Below are 18,790 nucleotides of genomic sequence, written 5' to 3'. Positions count from 1 at the left end.
GGATGGCCGCCGCCTCAAGCAGCCGCGACTATTGATAATCCAGCCGCGTCAGATGGCAATCGTTTCTGCCAACAAGGCTGTCAGAGCAGATCGACGAAGGCGCGCGCCGCGCGGCTGAACTGGCGGTCGCGGTGGGTCAACAGCTCGAAACTGCGCTCGGCAAGCTCGAACGGCAACTCGACCAGCCGGCCGCTGTCGACAAACGGCTGGGCGGCAAGCCTGGACACGGCGGTGATGAACGGGCCGCTCTCGACGGCCGTCAGCACTGCCTCGTTCGATGGCAATTCAAGCTCCACTTTCAGCTGACTGACCTCCGCACCATGCGCCTGCATCGATTGCAGAAACATGGCGCGCGTCCCCGATCCCTCTTCGCGCAGCACCCAGCGCGCGGCAAGCAGCGCTTCAAGATCGACGGGCCCACCGGCAAGCGAATGGCGCGGCGGTGCGTAGATGGCGATGCGGTCGACAGCGACACTGCGATGGTCCAACCTCTCCGCCTCGACCCTGCCCTCGACGAAACCGAGCTGCGCCGTTCCTTCCTCGACCGCTTCGGCAACAACGGCCGTGTTGCGCACGGTCAACTTCACGTCGATATGCGGATAGTCATGGGTGAACCGCGCCAGGCGGGCCGGCAGCCAGTAGCTTGCCACCGTCTGGCTTGCGGCGATCGCCAGCGTGCCGCGGCGCAGGTTCGAGAGGTCGTTGAGGCAGGCGGTGGCGACCGTTGCGCGTGAGAGAACGGCCTTTGCCTCCGGCAGAAACGCTTTTCCGGCCTCCGTCAGCGCCAGCCCGCGACCGATACGATCGAACAACCTGACGTCGTGCTGCGTTTCGAGTGCTGCGATGGCAGCGCTTGCCGCGGACTGCGTGACGTTCATGGCCTCGGCCGCTCGCGTCATATGCAGGCGCTCCGCGACAGCCACAAAAATGCGAAGTTGGTCGAGGGTCATAGAAAATCAATCGCAAAAATCGATCGGTTTGACAAGAACAATCCGTTAGACTGATTTATCAATCGGATTAGGGTGTGGTCATGTCCAGATCGCATCCCATATCCACCACCTTCGTAACCACGCTCCCTTCCCGCATAGCGCGTATCGCGCCGGGCCTGATCCTTTGTTGTCTCGTTGCGCTCGCCGCCTTCGGCCTCGAACGGTTCGAGGCAAAGTGGACCGGTCGCCCCTGGCTGGAAGCGCTTGTCATCGCCATCCTCCTCGGGGCGCTCGTGCGCATTTTCTGGACGCCAGGAGATCGCTGGATGACGGGCATCCGCTTCTCCTCCAAGCTGCTTCTGGAAGCGGCAATCGTCCTGATCGGCGCGAGCCTGAGCTTCGAGGCGATCCTGGCAAGCGGCCCGGTGCTGCTCGCCACCATCGTCGGCATCGTTTTTCTCTCGATCGTCTCCGGCTATCTGATCGCGCGGCTGCTCGGCCTGCCCAAGCGCATGGCGACGCTGATTGCCTGCGGCAATGCCATCTGCGGCAATTCGGCGATCGCCGCCGTCGCGCCGGCCATCGGCGCCGAGGGCGATGAGGTTGCTGCAGCCATCTCCTTTACCGCAATCCTCGGCATCGCCGTCGTTCTCACCCTGCCGTTGATCGGCGGCTGGTTCGGCATGTCGCCCTATGGCTTCGGCGTTCTGGCTGGCATGACCGTCTATGCCGTGCCCCAGGTGCTGGCGGCGGCCTCCCCGTTCAGCGCACTGTCCGTACAGGTCGGGACCCTGGTCAAGCTCGTGCGTGTGCTGATGCTTGGCCCCGCTGTCCTTTGCTTCTCGCTCATCAACCGCGGGGGCGAAGCGCATCCCCTGGCGCCAAGCCGGCCCGAAGGCAAGCAGCCGGCCCGTCTCGCCACATTCGCGCATTTCGTTCCCTGGTTCATTCTCGGTTTCCTCGCAGTCGCAGTCGCCCGCAACAGCGGAGTGATCCCCGATGTCGCCGCAACCGGTGCAGCACATCTCGCCACATGGCTGACCGTCATCGCCATGGCGGCGCTTGGCCTGGAGGTCGACATTCGCAAGCTCGCCGATGCCGGCCCGCGCGCAAGCGCGGCCGCCATGCTGTCACTGCTGGTCCTGGCCAGCCTGGCAGCCGCGGCCATCGTTGTTTTCGGCCTGGGTTAGCCTCACAGGCGCGCCCAAATTTCAAGCATCTGCTTATTTTCTAAGACACCAGATTCAAGGCGGCCCGTCCGACGGACGAAGTCCGCCCCATTGTTGGGCATCACTTTGGCCGCAACAGCCGGAATAACGCGTCAGAACTTTCTTGTCCCCCGACTGTGCACGCTTCTTGCATTGCATCCAGCGTTGTACTCAAATGGTCAAAAATAAGGGGACCACGCCTTTGGCATTTGACGAAATGATGAATGCGGACAGCAGTCCGCGCCAGCCATATTCGACCTATCATGAATGGTATGCCAGCCAGGACAGAAATCGGCTCATAGCGAAATCCAAGGACGCCGAGAATATCTTCCGGAAAACCGGCATCACCTTCGCGGTCTACGGACACGCAGACTCATCCGAAAAGCTCATCCCCTTCGACCTCATCCCCCGCATCATTTCCGGCCGCGAATGGCGTAAGCTCGCCCAGGGCATCGAACAGCGGGTCATCGCGCTCAACGCCTTCCTCGACGACATCTACCACAAGCAGGAAATCATCCGGGCAGGCCGCGTGCCGCGCGAACTGATCGAGAAGAACGTCGCGTTTCTGCCGCAGATGATCGGTTTTAGGCCGCCAGGCGGCGTCTACACCCATATCGTCGGCACCGACATCGTGCGCACCGGCGAAGATCAGTTCTACGTGCTGGAGGACAACGCGCGCACGCCATCCGGTGTCAGCTACATGCTGGAAAACCGCGAAACGATGATGCAGATGTTCCCCGAACTCTTCCATCAGAACCGCGTCCGCCCGGTCGAGAACTACCCGAACCTTCTGCGCCAGAGCCTGGCGTCGCTGGCACCTCCCGGCTGCAGCGGCAAGCCGCGCGTCGCGGTGCTGACCCCCGGCATCTACAACTCCGCCTATTACGAACACGCCTTCCTCGCAGACATGATGGGCGTCGAACTGGTCGAGGGCTCCGACCTGCGCGTCATCGACGGCAAGGTGAAGATGCGTACCACCCGCGGCTACGAGGCGATCGACGTACTCTACCGCCGCGTCGACGACGACTTCCTCGATCCCTTGACCTTCCGGCCGGAATCCGCGCTCGGCGTGCCCGGCATCATGGATGTCTATCGCGCCGGCAACATCACCATCGCCAACGCGCCCGGCACCGGCATCTCCGACGACAAGGCGATTTATTCCTACATGCCCGAAATCGTCGAGTTCTACACCGGCCGCAAGCCGCTCCTCGAAAACGTGCCGACCTGGCGCTGTTCCGAGCCGCAGAGCCTGAAATACGTGCTCGAACATCTGGAAGAACTGGTGGTCAAGGAAGTGCACGGCTCCGGTGGCTACGGCATGCTGGTCGGCCCGACCGCCAGCAAGAAGGAGCGCGCGCTCTTTGCCGAAAAGCTGAAAGCCCGCCCGACCAACTATATCGCCCAGCCGACGCTGTCGCTGTCGACCGTGCCCATCCTCGTCAACAAAGGCATCGCGCCCCGGCACGTGGATCTTCGTCCCTACGTCCTTGTCTCCGACAAGGTGCAGATCATTCCCGGCGGCCTGACGCGCGTCGCCCTTAAGGCCGGTTCACTCGTCGTGAACTCCAGCCAGGGCGGCGGGACCAAGGACACCTGGGTGCTGGAGGACTGAGGCCATGTTGGGAAGAACTGCAAACGGTCTCTACTGGATGTTCCGCTACATCGAACGCGCCGAAAACAGCGCCCGGTTGATCGATGCCGGCCTGCGCATGGCGCTGACCCGCAGCGGCGCGACGGAGGGCGACTGGGACGGCGTCCTGCAAAGTGCCGGCGTGCGCGAACTCTATGACGAGGTGCACGAGACGCTGACGAGCATCGACGCGATCGATTTCCTTTTGCGCGACCGCGCCAATCCGTCGAGCGTGATGTCCTGCATCGAGGCGGGTCGCCACAACGCCCGCATGGTGCGTACGGCGCTGACGCGCGAGACCTGGGAAGCCACCAACGAATGCTACCTCGAGATGAAGGCGATCCTCTCCAGGAAGGCGCGTCCGACGGACATGCCGGAGATCATCGATCAGATCAAGCGTCGTGCCGGCCTCATCCGTGGCGCGTTCCACGGCACGATGCTCAGGAACGAGATCTTCAACTTCTCTCGCATCGGCACCTTCATCGAGCGGGCCGACAACACCGCGCGCATCCTCGACGTCAAATACTACGTGCTACTGCCGGCGGTCGCCGCCGTCGGCTCGTCGATGGACAATGTGCAGTGGGAATCGATCCTGCGCTCGGTCTCGGCCCACCGCGCCTATGGCTGGGTCTATGACGCCGAACTGAAACCGGCCAACATCGCCGACTTCCTGATCTCCAACGGCCGCATGCCACGGTCGCTGGCCTATTGCTACGAGAAGATTGCCAGCAACCTCGGCTATCTCGAGCGGGAATATGGCGAGCGCCACCAGGCGCACGAGACGGCGGACCGTACGCTGGCAGCACTGCGCAGCCGTTCGATCACCGACATCATGGACCAGGGACTGCACGAATACCTCGAGGATTTCATCAGCCAGAACAACCGTCTCGGCCAGGAAATCTCCGACGGCTATCGTTTCAACTGAGTTTCGGGAGGACAGCATGCACCTGAAAATCAGCCATACGACCGAATACCACTACGACGAGCCGGTGCAGTATGCGCTGCAGCGGCTGCGCCTGACGCCGGTCACAGGGGTGGGCCAGACCGTGCTCGGCTGGCAGACGCTCGTCGACGGCGCCGCGATGGAGGTGAGTTACGACGATCACTTCGGCAACCGCGTCCATCTCGTCAGTGTCGACGGCGACCGGGAGGCGATCCACATCACCGCAAGCGGCGAGGTCCACACAGAGGATCGCGCCGGCGTCTTCGGGCCGCACCAATCCTATGTACCTCTATGGCTCTATGCCCGCGAAACGCCGCTGACCAAGGCGGGCAATCTGATCCGCGATCTCGCGAAATCGGCCGAGGGCGACACCGACCTTGCCCGCATGCATGCGCTGATGGCGATGATCCACGAGGCGGTGGAATACAAGGCCGGGGAGACCCATGCGGAGACGGCGGCCGAGGACGCGCTTGAGGCCGGTCGCGGCGTCTGCCAGGATCATGCCCATATCATGATCTCGGCCGCGCGCGCGCTCGACATGCCGGCGCGCTACATCTCAGGCTACCTGATGATGGAGGGGCAAACGGCGCAGACCGCCAGCCACGCCTGGGCCGAGGTGCACCTGCCGGGCCTCGGTTGGGTCGGGTTCGATGCGGCCAACAAGATCTGCCCTGATGACCGCTACGTGCGCATCGCCTCGGGCCTGTGCTACCGCGATGCGGCCCCGATATCCGGCCTGATCCATGGTGAGGCCAACGAAACGCTGAAGGTTTCGGTGACCGTCGAGCAACAGACGCAAAGCCAGAGCCAGACGCAAAGCCAATAGGATATCCTCGCCGGCCAAAGCCCTGATCGCGGGTCGAGGCCGCGGCTGCAGCCATTCTGTCCCAAAGCATGTCGCGCAAAAGTGTGCCGCGGTTTTGCGATAACGACATGCGCAAAAACAAGAACTTAAAGCGCGCCAAGCGAATCTGAAAGATCGCGACGCGCTTTAGGACACGGAAGACCTTGCGATCGGCCCGAAAAAGCCGATGACGCGTGTTATTCGCTTCTGGTCAGCGTCGAGGAAGACGATGTCGAGCCCCTCAGGGAAGGAGGACCCATCGGGCATCACGAATTTCCACGCGAAGCGTGCGATCCCATGATGAACATCCACGTCGCTTGTCCGCGTGATGCATGCGCCCGAATGCTTGGCCTGAATTCCTGAGATGTGCGCGAGCAATGCTTCTGCGCCGGCAGCGTGAACTGTTGGATCCGTGTACGTTGCACCATCGCTCCAGATCGGTAGCAGCAACGCCCGCCGCTGCTCGGCGTCCTCCTTCGACCAGGCAGCACAATACGAATCGATGAGATGCGTTAAAGACATTCTATTGCGCTCCTGTAGCCCATTGGGCTGACTTCACCCATGCTCGGACAACAAGGCCCGAGCACATCCAGCTTGTTGTGTCGCAATCAGCTGAAAGCCATAGGATCAACTGCCGCGGCGGCGGTGCCGGCTGTAGCCCGCCCGAATCCACGCGAGGACGAGCGGCGATCCCGTACGTGCGTTTCGCCAAGACACGGATTGAAGGCTTCATTCCCGCACTCCATATTGATCGGCGCGATGCTCGGCACGCCGGTCGTTGCAGGAACCTACGATGTGGACGGGGCGACGCCAATACGAACGGAGCCGTAAGTGGTTACCTGCCGGTAAGGAGAATGAGATGAACAAGCCTGCGGACAATGGCTTTTCGACAGCCATGAAGATGGTCGCGGGTAAGTGGAAGATAAACATCCTTTGCGAACTCGGCGTCGCGCCTCGCAGATTTGGCCGGCTGCGACAGTCGATTCCGGCGATCAGTGAAAAGATGCTGACGCAGCAGTTGCGGGAACTGGAGACCGACGGGCTTGTGAACCGGAAGGTCTATCCGGGCTCTCCGACAAAGGTCGTCTACTCGTTGACGGAAAGCGGAGCGGCACTCAACGCCGGCGCAGAGGGGTTGTGCCTCTGGGCTGAACAGTTCCCGTCCCGTGCCGATGCTTAACGGCGCTCGACAAACATGCTCATCTACCGCGCCGCGCGTCTTATTGGACGCGCAAAGGTCGCTGTAGCACTTTGAATTGCTGCATGTTTTTATCCTTAAATCGAATACGGAAACATGCAGTCGCGTCGGTGACCAGTGTCACTGAGCCCAGGGCGGTACTGTCGCACCACCATCATGGTGCGACAGTCGCAACAGCATAGGCCAGGCACGAGCGATGATGTCGCTCGTGCTCAGCCGGATTTAGTGGCTGTCGCGTTCGACGACGGAACCGCGCGCCCCAACCAGGAAATCGAGGTCGGCGCCGGTGTCGGCCTGCATGACCGTGTTGACGTAAAGGCCGGCATAACCGCCCTTTTGCGGCTTGACCGGGGAAATCCAGGCCGCCCGACGCCGGGCCAGTTCCTCATCGGAAACATCGAGCTGGATGGTGCGGGCGGCAACGTCGACGGCAATCATGTCGCCGTTCTCCACCAGCGCCAGCGGACCGCCGTCGGCGGCTTCCGGCGCGGTGTGAAGGATGACGGTGCCATAGGCGGTGCCCGACATGCGCGCATCGGAAATGCGGATCATGTCGGTGATGCCCTTCTTCAGCACCTTCGGCGGCAGGCCCATGTTGCCGACCTCGGCCATGCCCGGATAGCCCTTGGGGCCGCAGTATTTCAGCACCATCACACAGGTCTCGTCGATGTCGAGATCGTCGCGGTTGATGCGGGCGTGATAGTCCTCGATGCTTTCGAAGACCACGGCGCGGCCCTTATGCTGCATCAGGTGTGGCGATGCCGCCGACGGCTTCAGCACGCAGCCCTTGGGCGCCAGATTGCCGCGCAGCACTGCGATACCACCCGACTGGGTCAGCGCCTTTTCGCGCGGAACGATGACGTCGTCATTGTAGTTGGTGACGTCCTTGACGCCGTTCCAGATCGTGTCGCCGGTGACGGTCAGGGCGTCCTTGTGCAGGAGGCCCATTTCACCGACGGCCTTGATCACCACCGGCAGACCGCCGGCGTAGTAGAACTCTTCCATCAGGTGCTTGCCCGATGGCTGCAGGTTGACGATCGTCGGCACGTCGCGGCCGAGCTTATCCCAGTCGTCGAGCGTCAGTTCGACACCGATGCGGCCGGCAAGCGCCAGCAGATGCAGCACCGCATTGGTCGAGCCACCGACAGCGCCGTTGACGCGGATGGCATTCTCGAACGCCTCTCGCGTCAGGACATCGGACGGCTTCAGATCCTCCTTGACCATGTCGACGATGCGACGGCCGGAAAGCTGCGAGATCACCCGCCTGCGGGCATCGACAGCCGGAATTGCCGCATTGCCGGGAAGCGTCATGCCGAGCGCTTCGGCCATGGAGGCCATGGTCGAGGCCGTGCCCATGGTCATGCAGCTGCCGGCGGAACGCGCCATGCCCTGCTCCGCATCCATGAACTCATCCAGCGACATCTCGCCGGACTTCACCATCTCCGAAAACTGCCAGATGGCGGTGCCGGAGCCGACGTCCTTGCCACGCCACTTGCCGTTCAGCATCGGGCCGCCGGAAACGAGAATGACGGGGATGTCGACACTGGCCGCGCCCATCAAGAGGCTCGGCGTGGTCTTGTCGCAGCCGCCGAGAAGCACGACGCCATCGACCGGATTGCCGCGGATCGCCTCTTCGACATCCATGGCCGCCAGGTTGCGGAACATCATCGCGGTCGGCCTGAGCGTGCTTTCGCCCACGGAGAAGACCGGGAATTCGACCGGGAAGCCGCCAGCCTCGTAGACACCGCGTTTCACCCGCTCGGCGAGATCACGCAGGTGCGCGTTGCACGGCGTCAGCTCCGACCAGGTGTTGCAGATGCCGATGATCGGCCGACCGTCGAAGGTGTCGGCGGGCAGACCCTGGTTCTTCATCCAGGAGCGGTGCATGATGGCATTCTTGCCCGTGCCGCCGAACCATTCCTGCGAACGCAACTTGCGCGGCCACTCAGCTTTCTTCTTCATGTTGTCCTTCCTTGAGCGGCCCGCGCCGAAACGCGGGCCCTGGACGGCGCCCTTATGCCAGGGTGTAGGCCGTCTTGACGGTTGTGTAGAATTCGGCGGCATAGCGCCCCTGCTCGCGCGAGCCATGGGAGGAGCCCTTGCGGCCGCCGAAGGGCACGTGGAAATCGACGCCGGCGGTCGGCAGGTTGACCATCACCATGCCGGCCTCGGCATTGCGCTTGAAATGCGTCGCGTGTTTCAGGCTGGTGGTGGCGATGCCCGACGACAGGCCGAACGGTGTGTCGTTGGCGACGGCAAGCGCCTCGTCATAGTCCTTCACCCGGATCACCGAAGCGACCGGTCCGAAGATCTCCTCTTGGCTGATGCGCATCTGGTTGGTCGCCTCGGTAAACAGCGCCGGCTGCAGATAGAAGCCGGGCGTGTCGCGCTTCAGGAGTTCGCCGCCGAAGGCGAGTTTCGCGCCTTCCTGTTTGCCGATGGCGATATAGTCGGTGTCCTGGTTGAGCTGGCTCTGGTCGACCACCGGGCCGATATGCGTGCCGGCCTTCAAGGCATCGTCGATAACAAGACCCTTCATGCGCTCGCCCATCGCCTGAACGAAGCGGTCGTGAATGCCTTCGGTCACGATCACCCGCGACGACGCGGTGCAGCGCTGGCCGGTGGAGAAGAAGGCGGAGTTGACGGCAGCCTCGACGGCAACATTGAGATCGGCATCGTCGAGCACCACGAAGGGGTTCTTGCCGCCCATCTCCAGCTGGTACTTGCGATTGTGCTCGACTGAGGCGAGCGCGACGCGTTTGCCGGTCCCGGTCGAGCCGGTGAAGGTGATCGCCTGGACGTCGGGGCTGTCGAGCATCGTCTGGCCGACGACGGAGCCCTTGCCCATGACAAGGTTCAAGACGCCCTTCGGCAGGCCGGCGCGCACGAGGATGTCGACGATTGCCCATGAGCAGCCGGGCACCAGTTCGGCCGGCTTGAAGACGATGGTGTTGCCATAGCAGAGCGCCGGCGCGATCTTCCAGGCGGGAATGGCGATCGGGAAGTTCCAGGGCGTGATGATGCCGACGACGCCGACCGGTTCGCGGGTGATTTCGACGCCGATGTTTGGTCGCACCGAGGGGATGACCTCGCCGGCCAGCCGCAGCGCCTCGCCGGCGAAGAAGTCGAAGATCTGGCCGGCACGCACGGTCTCGCCGATGCCTTCCGCCAGCGTCTTGCCCTCTTCGCGCGACAGAAGCCGCCCGAGTTCGTCCTTGCGCGCCAGGATCTCGTCGGCGGTCTTTCGAAGGATGGCGTGGCGCTCGAGAATGCCGGAGCGCGACCAGGCCGGAAACGCAGCTTTCGCCGCGGCAATCGCGGCCTTCGCATCCTCGGCCGAAGCGCGGGCGTACTCCCCGATCACGTCGTTGGTGTCGGACGGATTGATATTGGCAACGCCATCACCGCCAACCCACTCGCCGGCAATCAGGTTCTGGTGCAATGTCATGGGCCTCAGCCTCCTTCATCTTGTTTTCGCGGGCAGCCGCTGCTCGGCGGCCTGCCGCTGGCATACCAGATATATCAGAGCTGATGTATGGCGACCTGCTCGTCGCCGGCGATCGCCAGCGGGTTGCGCAGGGCAAGACCGAACTCGGCAGCCTCGATCTCGAAGACATCCCCCTCCTCGGTGCGGATGCCATCACCGAAGGACAGCGTCGCCGTGCCGAACATGTGCACGTGGACGTCGCCGGGCTGGCGGAACAAGCCGTATTTGAAGTGGTGGTGTTCGAGGTTGGCAAAGCTGTGCGACATGTTGGCTTCGCCCGAAAGGAACGGCTTTTCCCAAAGAACTTTGCCGCCACGCAGGATGCGCGAGGTGCCCCTGACATCCTCCGGCGCCGCACCGACGCGAATTTCAGGCCCGAAGCTTGCCTGACGCAGCTTGGAATGGGCGAGCCAGAGGTAGTTGACCCGCTCGGTCTTGTGGTCGGAGAACTCGTTGGCAACGGCAAAGCCGATGCGGAACGGCACGCCCTTGTCGGAGATCACGTAGATGCCGGCCATCTCCGGCTCCTCGCCGCCGTCCTCGGCAAAGGCAGGCGAGACGAGCGCCGAGCCGGGCGCGACGGCAGAGGTGCCGTTGCCCTTGTAGAACCATTCCGGCTGCGCACCGATTTCGCCGGGCTTCGGTTTGCCACCTTCGAGCCCCATGCGGAACATCTTCATGGAGTCGGTCAGCGTCTCCACTGCCGTCTCGGTGGTCTTCTTGTGCATGGCGTCGCGGGTTGCAGCCGAACCCAGATGTGTCAGCCCCGTGCCGGTCAGATGCAGATGCGCCGGATCGGGATGGGTGATCGGCGGCAAGAAACGTCCATCGGCATAGGCCTTTTCGAGATCGATCGAGACGCCAAGGCCCTTGGCCTCGATCGTATCCTTGAGGCTGCGCCCGGCATTGGCCGCTTCCATCGCCAGCGCATAGACGCTCGTTGCACCGTTGACGGCACGGGCAGTTTCACCCGCAGCACGCACGGCGACCGTTATCGATCCGTCTTCGTTTCTGACTTGAGAAATCAGCACGATCCTGTCCTTCCTTGCATCGTTCGGCCGTTGCGCTCACCTGATTTCAGGCAAAACGCCGCCCTTCGGGTGGCTCGCACCGCCCAATCCGACAGCTTCGCTGTCAACCTTGGCAGCCGAGGCCGCCGGTTCCTTGTTACTGGTTCGATCCGGGCTGTTCGGTCGCTCGTCAGCCCTTGTTCTTGTTGTAGACGTCGAAGAACACGGCAGCGAGCAGCACCAGACCCTTGATCAGTTGCTGGTAATCGATGCCGATGCCCATGATCGACATGCCGTTGTTCATTACGCCCATGATAAATGCGCCGATCACCGCACCTGTGATCTTGCCGACACCGCCCGAGGCCGACGCGCCGCCGATGAAGCAGGCCGCGATGACGTCGAGTTCGAAGCCGACGCCGGCCTTCGGTGTCGCCGAATTAAGCCGTGCGGTGATGATCATGCCGGCGAGTGCTGCCAAAACACCCATGTTGATGAAGGTATAGAAGGTCAGTCGCTCGGTATTGATGCCCGAGAGTTTCGCTGCCTTGACGTTGCCGCCCATGGCATAGATGCGACGGCCGACCGTCGAACGCGTGGTGACGAAGGTGTAGAGCGCAATCAGCACGCCCATGGCGATGAGCACGTTGGGCAGGCCGCGATAGGTCGAAAGCTGGTAGCCGATGAACAGCGCGACTACGGCGATGACCGCCATCTGGATCGCAAAGAAGACGAAAGGCTCGTTTTCGCTGCCATGCTGCTCGTTGACCCGGCGATTGCGCACGCCTGCATAGATGGCGTAGCCGACGAGAGCCAGCACCGCCACCAGTGCCACCATGTTTTGGATCAGGTCGGGCTTGGGGTTAAGGAAGTAGAGGAAATCCGGAACGAAGCCGGTCGACAGCAGCTGGAATTCCTTCGGGAACGGGCCGATCGGCCGGCCGCCGAGCACCACATAGGTAAGCCCGCGGAAGACAAGCATGCCGGCGAGCGTGACGATGAACGACGGAATCTTCTGGTAGGCGACCCAGTAGCCCTGCGCCGCCCCCATGATGCCGCCAACGATCAGACAGGCGGGAATGACGACGATCGCCGGCAGGCCCCATTTCACCAGCATGATCGCCGATATCGCCCCGATGAAGGCGACGATCGAGCCGACAGAAAGATCGATATGCCCGGCGACGATGATCAGGAGCATGCCCAGCGCCATGATGACGATGAACGAGTTCTGCAGCACCAGATTGGTGATGTTGACCGGGCGAAACAGGACGCCGTTGGTGACGAACTGGAAGAACAGCATGATGACCACGAGCGCGACCAGGAGGCCGTATTCGCGGATGTTGTTCTTGAGATAGTCCCCGATCGAGGGTTTGTTTGCTTGGTTGCTCGTATCGGCGACCATTAGTGTTTCTCCCCTGAACGCATGATGGCACGCATGATGGATTCCTGGCTCGCTTCCGCCTTCGAAAGCTCGGCGACGATGCGGCCCTCATTCATGACGTAGATGCGGTCGCAGGTTCCAAGCAGTTCCGGCATCTCCGATGAGATCATCAGGATGCCTTTGCCCTCGGCTGCAAGCTGGTTGATGATGGTATAGATCTCATACTTCGCGCCGATATCGATACCGCGTGTCGGCTCGTCGAGGATGAGGACTTCCGGGTTGGTGAACAGCCACTTCGACAGCACCACCTTTTGCTGGTTGCCGCCGGAGAGATTGACCGTTTCCTGATAGATCGAGTGCGAACGGATGCGCAGCTTCGTACGATAGTCGGAGGCGACCTTCACCTCCTTGCGATCGTCGATGACGCCGTTCGACGCCACCGCCTTCAGGTTGGAGAGCGTGGTGTTCTCCTTGATGTTGTTGATCAGCACGAGACCCAGCTGCTTGCGGTCTTCGGTGACATAGGCAAGGCCGGCATCGATGGCGCGCGGGATTGTGCTGACATCGACCGGCTTGCCGCGCATCAGCACGTCGCCGGTGATCTTGTGACCCCAGGACTTGCCGAAGATGCTCATCGCCGTCTCGGTGCGCCCTGCGCCCATCAATCCGGCAATGCCGACGACCTCGCCGGCGCGCACGGTGAAATTGACTTCGTGCAGGAACTGCCGGTCGCGGTGATGCTGGTGGAAAACGTTCCAGTTCTTCACCTCCAGCAGCGTCTCGCCGATCTTCGGCTCGCGCGGCGGATAGCGGTCTTCCATGGCGCGGCCGACCATGCCCTTGATGATCCGGTCCTCGCCGATATCCTCGGTCTGACAGTCGAGCGTCTCGACCGTTCCGCCGTCACGCAGGATGGTGATCTGGTCGGCAACCTTGCGGATCTCGTTCAGCTTGTGCGAGATGATGATCGACGTCATGCCCTGGGTGCGAAACTCCATCAGGAGCTTCAAGAGCGCGTCGGAATCGTTTTCGTTGAGCGAGGCGGTCGGCTCGTCGAGGATCAGGAGCCGCACCTTCTTCGACAGCGCCTTGGCGATCTCGACCAGCTGCTGCTTGCCGACGCCGATATCGGTGATCAGCGTCGCCGGCGGTTCGCTTAAGCCCACCTTCTTCAGAAGTTCCTGTGTGCGTGCAAAGGTCTGCGGCCAGTGGATGACGCCATTGGTGGCGATCTCGTTGCCGAGAAATATGTTTTCGGCGATCGACAGCAGCGGGACCAGTGCCAGCTCCTGGTGGATGATGATGATACCCAGATGTTCGCTGTCGGAGATGGTCGAGAAGCGGCGCGGCTCGCCGTCGTAGTAGATCTCGCCGTCATAGGTGCCGGCGGGATAAACACCGCTCAGGACCTTCATCAGCGTCGATTTGCCGGCGCCGTTTTCACCGACCAGCGCGTGGATCTCACCTTCGCGAACCTTGAAGCTGACATTGTCCAGCGCCTTGACGCCCGGAAACGTCTTGGTGATGCCACGCATTTCGAGAATGATATTGTCCATGTTCAGTCATTCCAGCGGCAGTCGGCAAGAGAGTACAGGCTCCCTCACCCGGATAAAAGGGCCCGCGACGGATCGCGGACCCCGATGCATGGCCTGATCAGTTGTTGATCTGATCTTCGGTGTAGTAACCGGACGAGACCATCACGTCCTTGATGTTGGACTTGTCTACGGCAACCGGCTTCAGGAGGTAGGACGGAACGACCTTGACGCCGTTGTCGTAGGTCTTGGTGTCGTTCACTTCAGGCTCCTTGCCTTCCATGATCGCGTTGACCATGCCGACCGTGACCTTGGCGAGTTCGCGCGTGTCCTTGAAGACCGACGAGTACTGCTCGCCGGCAAGGATCGACTTGACCGAAGGCAGCTCGGCGTCCTGGCCGGTAACGGCAGGCATCGCCATGTCGCCCGAGCCGTAGCCGACGCCCTTCAGCGCCGAGATGATGCCGATCGACAGGCCGTCATAGGGCGACAGAACGCCATCGACCTTGGCGTCGGTGTAGTTCGACGACAAGAGGTTCTCCATGCGAGCCTGGGCAACAGCACCGTCCCAGCGCAGCGTGCCGACCTGGTCCATGCCCTTCTGGCCGGACTTGACGACGATCTTGTTGCTGTCGATCAGCGGCTGCAGAACCGACATTGCGCCATCGTAGAAGAAGAAGGCGTTGTTATCGTCGGGCGAACCGCCGAACAGTTCGACGTTCTTCGGCTCGGTCGCGCCGTCGAGCTTCAGGCCCTGCACCAGCGAGGTTGCCTGCAGCACGCCGACCTGGAAGTTGTCGAAGGTGGCGTAGTAGTCGACATTGCCCGAATCGCGGATCAGACGGTCATAGGCAATGACCTTGACGCCGGCGTCGTGGGCCTTCTGCAGGATGTCGGAAAGCGTCGTGCCGTCGATGGCGCCGATGACGAGAACCTTGGCGCCCTTGGTCACCATGTTTTCGATCTGGGCGAGCTGGTTCGGAATGTCATCATCGGCGAACTGCAGGTCAGGTGTGTAGCCTGCTTCCTTGAACAGCTTCTCCATGGTCTCGCCATCGGAGATCCAGCGGGTCGAGGTCTTCGTCGGCATGGAGATGCCGACCGTGCCCTTGTCCTGCGCGAAGGCGGGTGCAGCAAACGACGCGACGGATATCGCAGCCGCTGCGAGAAGCGAGGTAATCAATTTCATCTGGTCTCTCCCAAAAATGTTGAAGCCGGCAGGCCCGCAGCCTCCCCGTCTATGCGCAGCGATCCACCGGCCCGGAGATCTTAGTCTCCGACGGTGGATCAAGGTGAAGGAAAACCTCCCCGCCCGCATGCTCCCACATGCACTGGCACATGAGGAAAAACTGGAATCAAAAGCCATAACTGTCAAATACAATATCGCTTTGCATGCATACCATAATTGATATAATAATCAAAAACAGTGTGATTTTTGAAACATCCTGAAAACTGGATTGCCTACGATGATCAAGGACGGAAAGCCAGGCGCGACAGGGATTGCCGCCGAACAGTTCGACAGCGGACTGTTTCGCTCGGGCCTGAAGATCAATCACCTCCGGCTGATTCTGGCGATCGACGATCATCGTCGCATCAGTGCGGCTGCAGAGACCCTCGGCATCTCCCAGCCGGCCGCATCGCGCATGCTCGCGGAGATCGAGACGATCCTGAAGGCGCCGATCTGCGAGCGAGTCGCGCGCGGCGTGGAACTGACCCGCTACGGCCAGGCGCTGGCGCGCCGCGCGCGCACGATCTTTCTGGAACTGCGCGAGGCCTCACGCGAAATCAATGAATTGAAGACCGGCAGCGGCGGCTCGGTGTCGATCGGCTCGGTGACCGGACCAGCACTCAACCTCGCCGTACCGGCGATCCGCCAGGTTATCACCGCCTATCCCGGCATCGAGATCAACATACAGATCGAAAACAGCAACGTGCTGACACGCGAGCTGCTTGCCGCCCGCCACGACTTCGTCGTCGGGCGCATTCCGGACGATCTCAACCCGCGGCTCTTCAACATGGTCGAGATCGGCTACGAAGAGGTCTGCCTGATCGTGCGCGACGGCCACCCGCTGCTCGAAAAACCTGTCGCCGATGCCGAGGACCTCCCCGCCTACGACTGGGTGTTCCAGCCGCCGGGTACGCTGCTGCGGCGCGCGGTCGAAGACAGTTTCATCTCTGCCGGCGTAAGGCTGCCGGCAACCGTCATCAACACGTCCTCGATCATCCTGACACTGTCGATCGTGCGCAATACCAACGCGATTGCCCCGGTGGCGCTCGACGTCGCCAACCTGATCGCCGACAATGGCACGCCAGCCGGCGAGATCCGCATCCTCAAGACCGAGATTCCGATCCGCATCAAACCCTACGGGTTGATCACCGCCGAGGGACGCGCTCTGCCGCCGAGCGCCAAGCTGCTTTACGATCTCATTCTCAAGCAGGGGCGAGCCTGACCTGACTGATCAGCCCGGCATGATCACACGGGCTGATCAGCCTGGCATGATCACACGGGCTGATCAGCCTGGGATAATCTCCATCCGGCATTTTGCGCCCGGATAACGGAGGGCTGCATGTTTGGAATGTCGGTGTTTCAGTCCGTGCTTGAACGGCTGAAGACGGAAGAAAGCGAAGAAGAGACCGCAGCGACGGCATTGGCCGCCACGCCGCGCGCGCCGTCTTGCGCAACCCCGTTCGTTGCCGGTGCCAACGAGAACGGGTCGGCTGCGCACAGCGCTGTCGAGCGCGCCTATTTCGACGCGTCCTTCATCGAGCCTCCCCCGACAGAGCCGATGCCGGCGTTTCTCAATCGCACCAGTCTTGAAGAGGTTGCCGAAGAACTGGACCTCGACGAACGGGAAACGCTCGGAACACTTGCCGCCAAGCGACGAATCTTTGCCGCGGCCAATCATCCCGACCGCCTGCCGCAGGACTATCGCGCCAATGCCACGGTGCGGATGAAACTCGCCAACATGCTGATTGACGAAGCGTCACGTCAGTTGCAGGCGGCCTGACTGTCGCTCACGCGTCGTTGTCGGCCTTGGGCGTTTCGTCCTTTGACGCAGTACTCTCGGCGCCTGCAACCTTGTCGGTCGGTTTGTAGAAGAGCAGCAGCGAAGAGCCGACATAGGCGGCGATCGCGAGCGCAATGATGCTGAAGAACGGCTGATCGTGATAGAATTCAAGCGCCGCCCATCCGGCGCAGACCAGGAAAATCAGGATCCGGCGCCACAAGGGACGGTAAAAGGCGTGGTCCGGGTCGATGAGTTTGATCATCCTGTCCTCTGGCTGTCATGCGCTTGTGATCGGCAAAGGATGTCTTGTAGGGGAAATGCACCCGCCGCCGCAAGTCCGCGACCGCGGCACGCCCTTGACGAACGCCACCAAAATAGAATAAAAATTCCGAAAATATTTTCATCGACCATTTCATTCCGAACAGACGGTACAAGGTGCCGCGCGGAAAGGGTCGAGCGAGGGAGAGGAAAGCGGCATCCGCTTGCGCAACAGTACCGCCAGACGCCTTGCAACCGATTCGTGGAATTGCCCTTCCGCGGCGCCTTTGCGCGATGAGCGCTGATCATCACGCACCTTCCCGGTCACGGACCGGATTTCGAGAGAGACAGAGATGACAGTGAGATTTGGTCTTCTGGGCGCCGGACGCATCGGCAAGGTTCACGCAAAGGCCGTCAGCGGCAATCCCGATGCCGTGCTCGTCGCCGTGGCCGATGCCTTCCCGGCGGCTGCCGACGCCATTGCCAAGGCCTATGGCTGCGAAGTCCGCACCATCGAGGCGATCGAAAAGTCGGCCGACATCGATGCCGTCGTCATCTGCACGCCGACCGACACCCATGCCGACCTGATCGAGCGTTTCGCCCGCGCCGGCAAGGCAATCTTCTGCGAAAAGCCCATTGATCTCGACGTCGATCGCGTCCGGGCCTGCATGAAGGTGGTGGCCGAGACCAAGGGCAAGCTGATGGTTGGCTTCAACCGTCGCTTCGACCCGCATTTCATGGCCGTTCGCAAGGCCATCGACGCCGGCAAGATCGGTGACGTCGAAATGGTGACGATCACCTCGCGCGACCCCGGCGCACCGCCGGTCGACTACATCAAGCGCTCGGGCGGCATCTTCCGCGACATGACCATCCATGACTTCGACATGGCGCGCTTCCTGCTGGGTGAAGAGCCGGTATCGGTCACGGCGACCGCAGCCGTGCTCGTCGACAAGGCAATCGGCGAAGCCGGCGACTACGACAGCGTGTCGGTCATCCTGCAGACCGCATCCGGCAAGCAGGCGATCATCTCCAACTCGCGTCGCGCCACCTACGGTTATGACCAGCGTATCGAGGTTCATGGCTCCAAGGGCGTCGTCTCGGCGGAGAACCAGCGCCCGGTTTCGATCGAGATCGCCAATGGCGACGGCTACACCCGCCCGCCGTTGCACGACTTCTTCATGACCCGCTACACCGAAGCCTATGCCAACGAGATCGAGAGCTTCATCTCCGCGATCGAAAAGGGCACCGAAATCACCCCTTCGGGCAAGGATGGCCTCGCGGCGCTTGCACTTGCCGACGCCGCCGTGAAGTCGGTTGTGGAAAAGCGCCAGATCAGCGTCGGTTAAGGCGCAGGCAAGCCCCAGA

17 protein-coding genes are annotated in these 18,790 nt (G+C 61.9%); 8 read left to right on the top strand and 9 right to left on the bottom strand.

Annotated features, from left to right (window positions below):
• Nucleotides 1–80: 80 nt before the first annotated feature.
• A complete protein-coding gene (locus AC07UR_RS16715) occupies nucleotides 81–950 on the bottom strand; it encodes a LysR family transcriptional regulator (RefSeq protein ID WP_209791015.1) in 870 nt (289 codons plus the stop codon).
• A gap of 80 nt (nucleotides 951–1,030) precedes the next feature.
• Between AC07UR_RS16715 and AC07UR_RS16710 the strand changes: the two genes are divergently transcribed.
• The 4 genes from AC07UR_RS16710 (at nucleotide 1,031) to AC07UR_RS16695 (ending at nucleotide 5,536) form a co-directional block, all read left to right on the top strand.
• A complete protein-coding gene (locus AC07UR_RS16710; RefSeq protein ID WP_209791016.1) occupies nucleotides 1,031–2,119 on the top strand; it encodes a YeiH family protein in 1,089 nt (362 codons plus the stop codon).
• A gap of 235 nt (nucleotides 2,120–2,354) precedes the next feature.
• The gene (locus AC07UR_RS16705) at nucleotides 2,355–3,749 is read left to right on the top strand and encodes a circularly permuted type 2 ATP-grasp protein (RefSeq protein WP_081788908.1); all 1,395 of its coding nucleotides are present in this window, start codon (nucleotides 2,355–2,357) and stop codon (nucleotides 3,747–3,749) included.
• 4 nt (nucleotides 3,750–3,753) lie between these two features.
• On the top strand, nucleotides 3,754–4,692 hold the full coding sequence (locus AC07UR_RS16700; protein WP_173420899.1) for an alpha-E domain-containing protein: 939 nt from the start codon (nucleotides 3,754–3,756) through the stop codon (nucleotides 4,690–4,692).
• A gap of 16 nt (nucleotides 4,693–4,708) precedes the next feature.
• The gene (locus AC07UR_RS16695; RefSeq protein ID WP_173420900.1) at nucleotides 4,709–5,536 is read left to right on the top strand and encodes a transglutaminase family protein; all 828 of its coding nucleotides are present in this window, start codon (nucleotides 4,709–4,711) and stop codon (nucleotides 5,534–5,536) included.
• A gap of 165 nt (nucleotides 5,537–5,701) precedes the next feature.
• On the opposite strand, the gene AC07UR_RS16690 is transcribed toward AC07UR_RS16695, so the two are convergent.
• Nucleotides 5,702–6,076 carry a hypothetical protein gene (locus AC07UR_RS16690; RefSeq protein ID WP_209791017.1) on the bottom strand — a complete coding sequence of 125 codons (375 nt, stop codon included), beginning with the start codon at nucleotides 6,074–6,076 and terminating at the stop codon, nucleotides 5,702–5,704.
• Nucleotides 6,077–6,413: 337 nt separating this feature from the next.
• Between AC07UR_RS16690 and AC07UR_RS16685 the strand changes: the two genes are divergently transcribed.
• Nucleotides 6,414–6,734 (top strand): winged helix-turn-helix transcriptional regulator, encoded by a 321-nt coding sequence (locus AC07UR_RS16685; protein ID WP_209791018.1) that lies wholly within the window; start codon nucleotides 6,414–6,416, stop codon nucleotides 6,732–6,734.
• Nucleotides 6,735–6,974: 240 nt separating this feature from the next.
• Here the strand turns inward: AC07UR_RS16685 and araD are convergent, their stop codons facing one another.
• The 6 genes from araD to chvE form a co-directional block, all read right to left on the bottom strand.
• Nucleotides 6,975–8,714, bottom strand: a complete 1,740-nt coding sequence (araD, locus tag AC07UR_RS16680) for an L-arabinonate dehydratase (RefSeq protein ID WP_209791019.1) — start codon at nucleotides 8,712–8,714, stop codon at nucleotides 6,975–6,977.
• A 52-nt stretch (nucleotides 8,715–8,766) separates the two neighbouring features.
• Nucleotides 8,767–10,200, bottom strand: coding sequence for an aldehyde dehydrogenase family protein (locus AC07UR_RS16675; RefSeq protein WP_209791020.1), 1,434 nt, complete (start codon nucleotides 10,198–10,200; stop codon nucleotides 8,767–8,769).
• 74 nt (nucleotides 10,201–10,274) lie between these two features.
• Nucleotides 10,275–11,270, bottom strand: a complete 996-nt coding sequence (araD1, locus tag AC07UR_RS16670) for an AraD1 family protein (RefSeq protein WP_173423975.1) — start codon at nucleotides 11,268–11,270, stop codon at nucleotides 10,275–10,277.
• 169 nt (nucleotides 11,271–11,439) lie between these two features.
• Nucleotides 11,440–12,648, bottom strand: coding sequence for a multiple monosaccharide ABC transporter permease (mmsB, locus tag AC07UR_RS16665; RefSeq protein ID WP_173423974.1), 1,209 nt, complete (start codon nucleotides 12,646–12,648; stop codon nucleotides 11,440–11,442).
• Entirely contained in the window at nucleotides 12,648–14,183 is a 1,536-nt protein-coding gene (gene mmsA, locus AC07UR_RS16660) for a multiple monosaccharide ABC transporter ATP-binding protein (protein ID WP_209791021.1), read from the bottom strand. Before mmsA ends, mmsB begins: the two co-directional genes overlap by 1 nt.
• Nucleotides 14,184–14,280: 97 nt before the next feature.
• A complete protein-coding gene (chvE, locus tag AC07UR_RS16655) occupies nucleotides 14,281–15,348 on the bottom strand; it encodes a multiple monosaccharide ABC transporter substrate-binding protein (protein WP_173423972.1) in 1,068 nt (355 codons plus the stop codon).
• A gap of 277 nt (nucleotides 15,349–15,625) precedes the next feature.
• On the opposite strand from chvE, the gene AC07UR_RS16650 reads away from it, so the two are divergent.
• Both AC07UR_RS16650 and AC07UR_RS16645 read left to right on the top strand, forming a co-directional pair.
• A complete protein-coding gene (locus AC07UR_RS16650; RefSeq protein ID WP_209791022.1) occupies nucleotides 15,626–16,609 on the top strand; it encodes a LysR family transcriptional regulator in 984 nt (327 codons plus the stop codon).
• A gap of 117 nt (nucleotides 16,610–16,726) precedes the next feature.
• Nucleotides 16,727–17,167 carry a hypothetical protein gene (locus AC07UR_RS16645; RefSeq protein WP_209791023.1) on the top strand — a complete coding sequence of 147 codons (441 nt, stop codon included), beginning with the start codon at nucleotides 16,727–16,729 and terminating at the stop codon, nucleotides 17,165–17,167.
• A 7-nt stretch (nucleotides 17,168–17,174) separates the two neighbouring features.
• Here the strand turns inward: AC07UR_RS16645 and AC07UR_RS16640 are convergent, their stop codons facing one another.
• A complete protein-coding gene (locus AC07UR_RS16640; RefSeq protein ID WP_234903171.1) occupies nucleotides 17,175–17,429 on the bottom strand; it encodes a hypothetical protein in 255 nt (84 codons plus the stop codon).
• Nucleotides 17,430–17,778: 349 nt separating this feature from the next.
• Between AC07UR_RS16640 and iolG the strand changes: the two genes are divergently transcribed.
• Nucleotides 17,779–18,771 (top strand): inositol 2-dehydrogenase, encoded by a 993-nt coding sequence (gene iolG, locus AC07UR_RS16635; protein ID WP_173423969.1) that lies wholly within the window; start codon nucleotides 17,779–17,781, stop codon nucleotides 18,769–18,771.
• Nucleotides 18,772–18,790: the final 19 nt, after the last annotated feature.

The sequence above is a fragment of the Ensifer sp. GW821-FHT05G01 genome (assembly GCF_059419585.1).
This window is presented reverse-complemented; position numbering and strand designations above follow the sequence as displayed.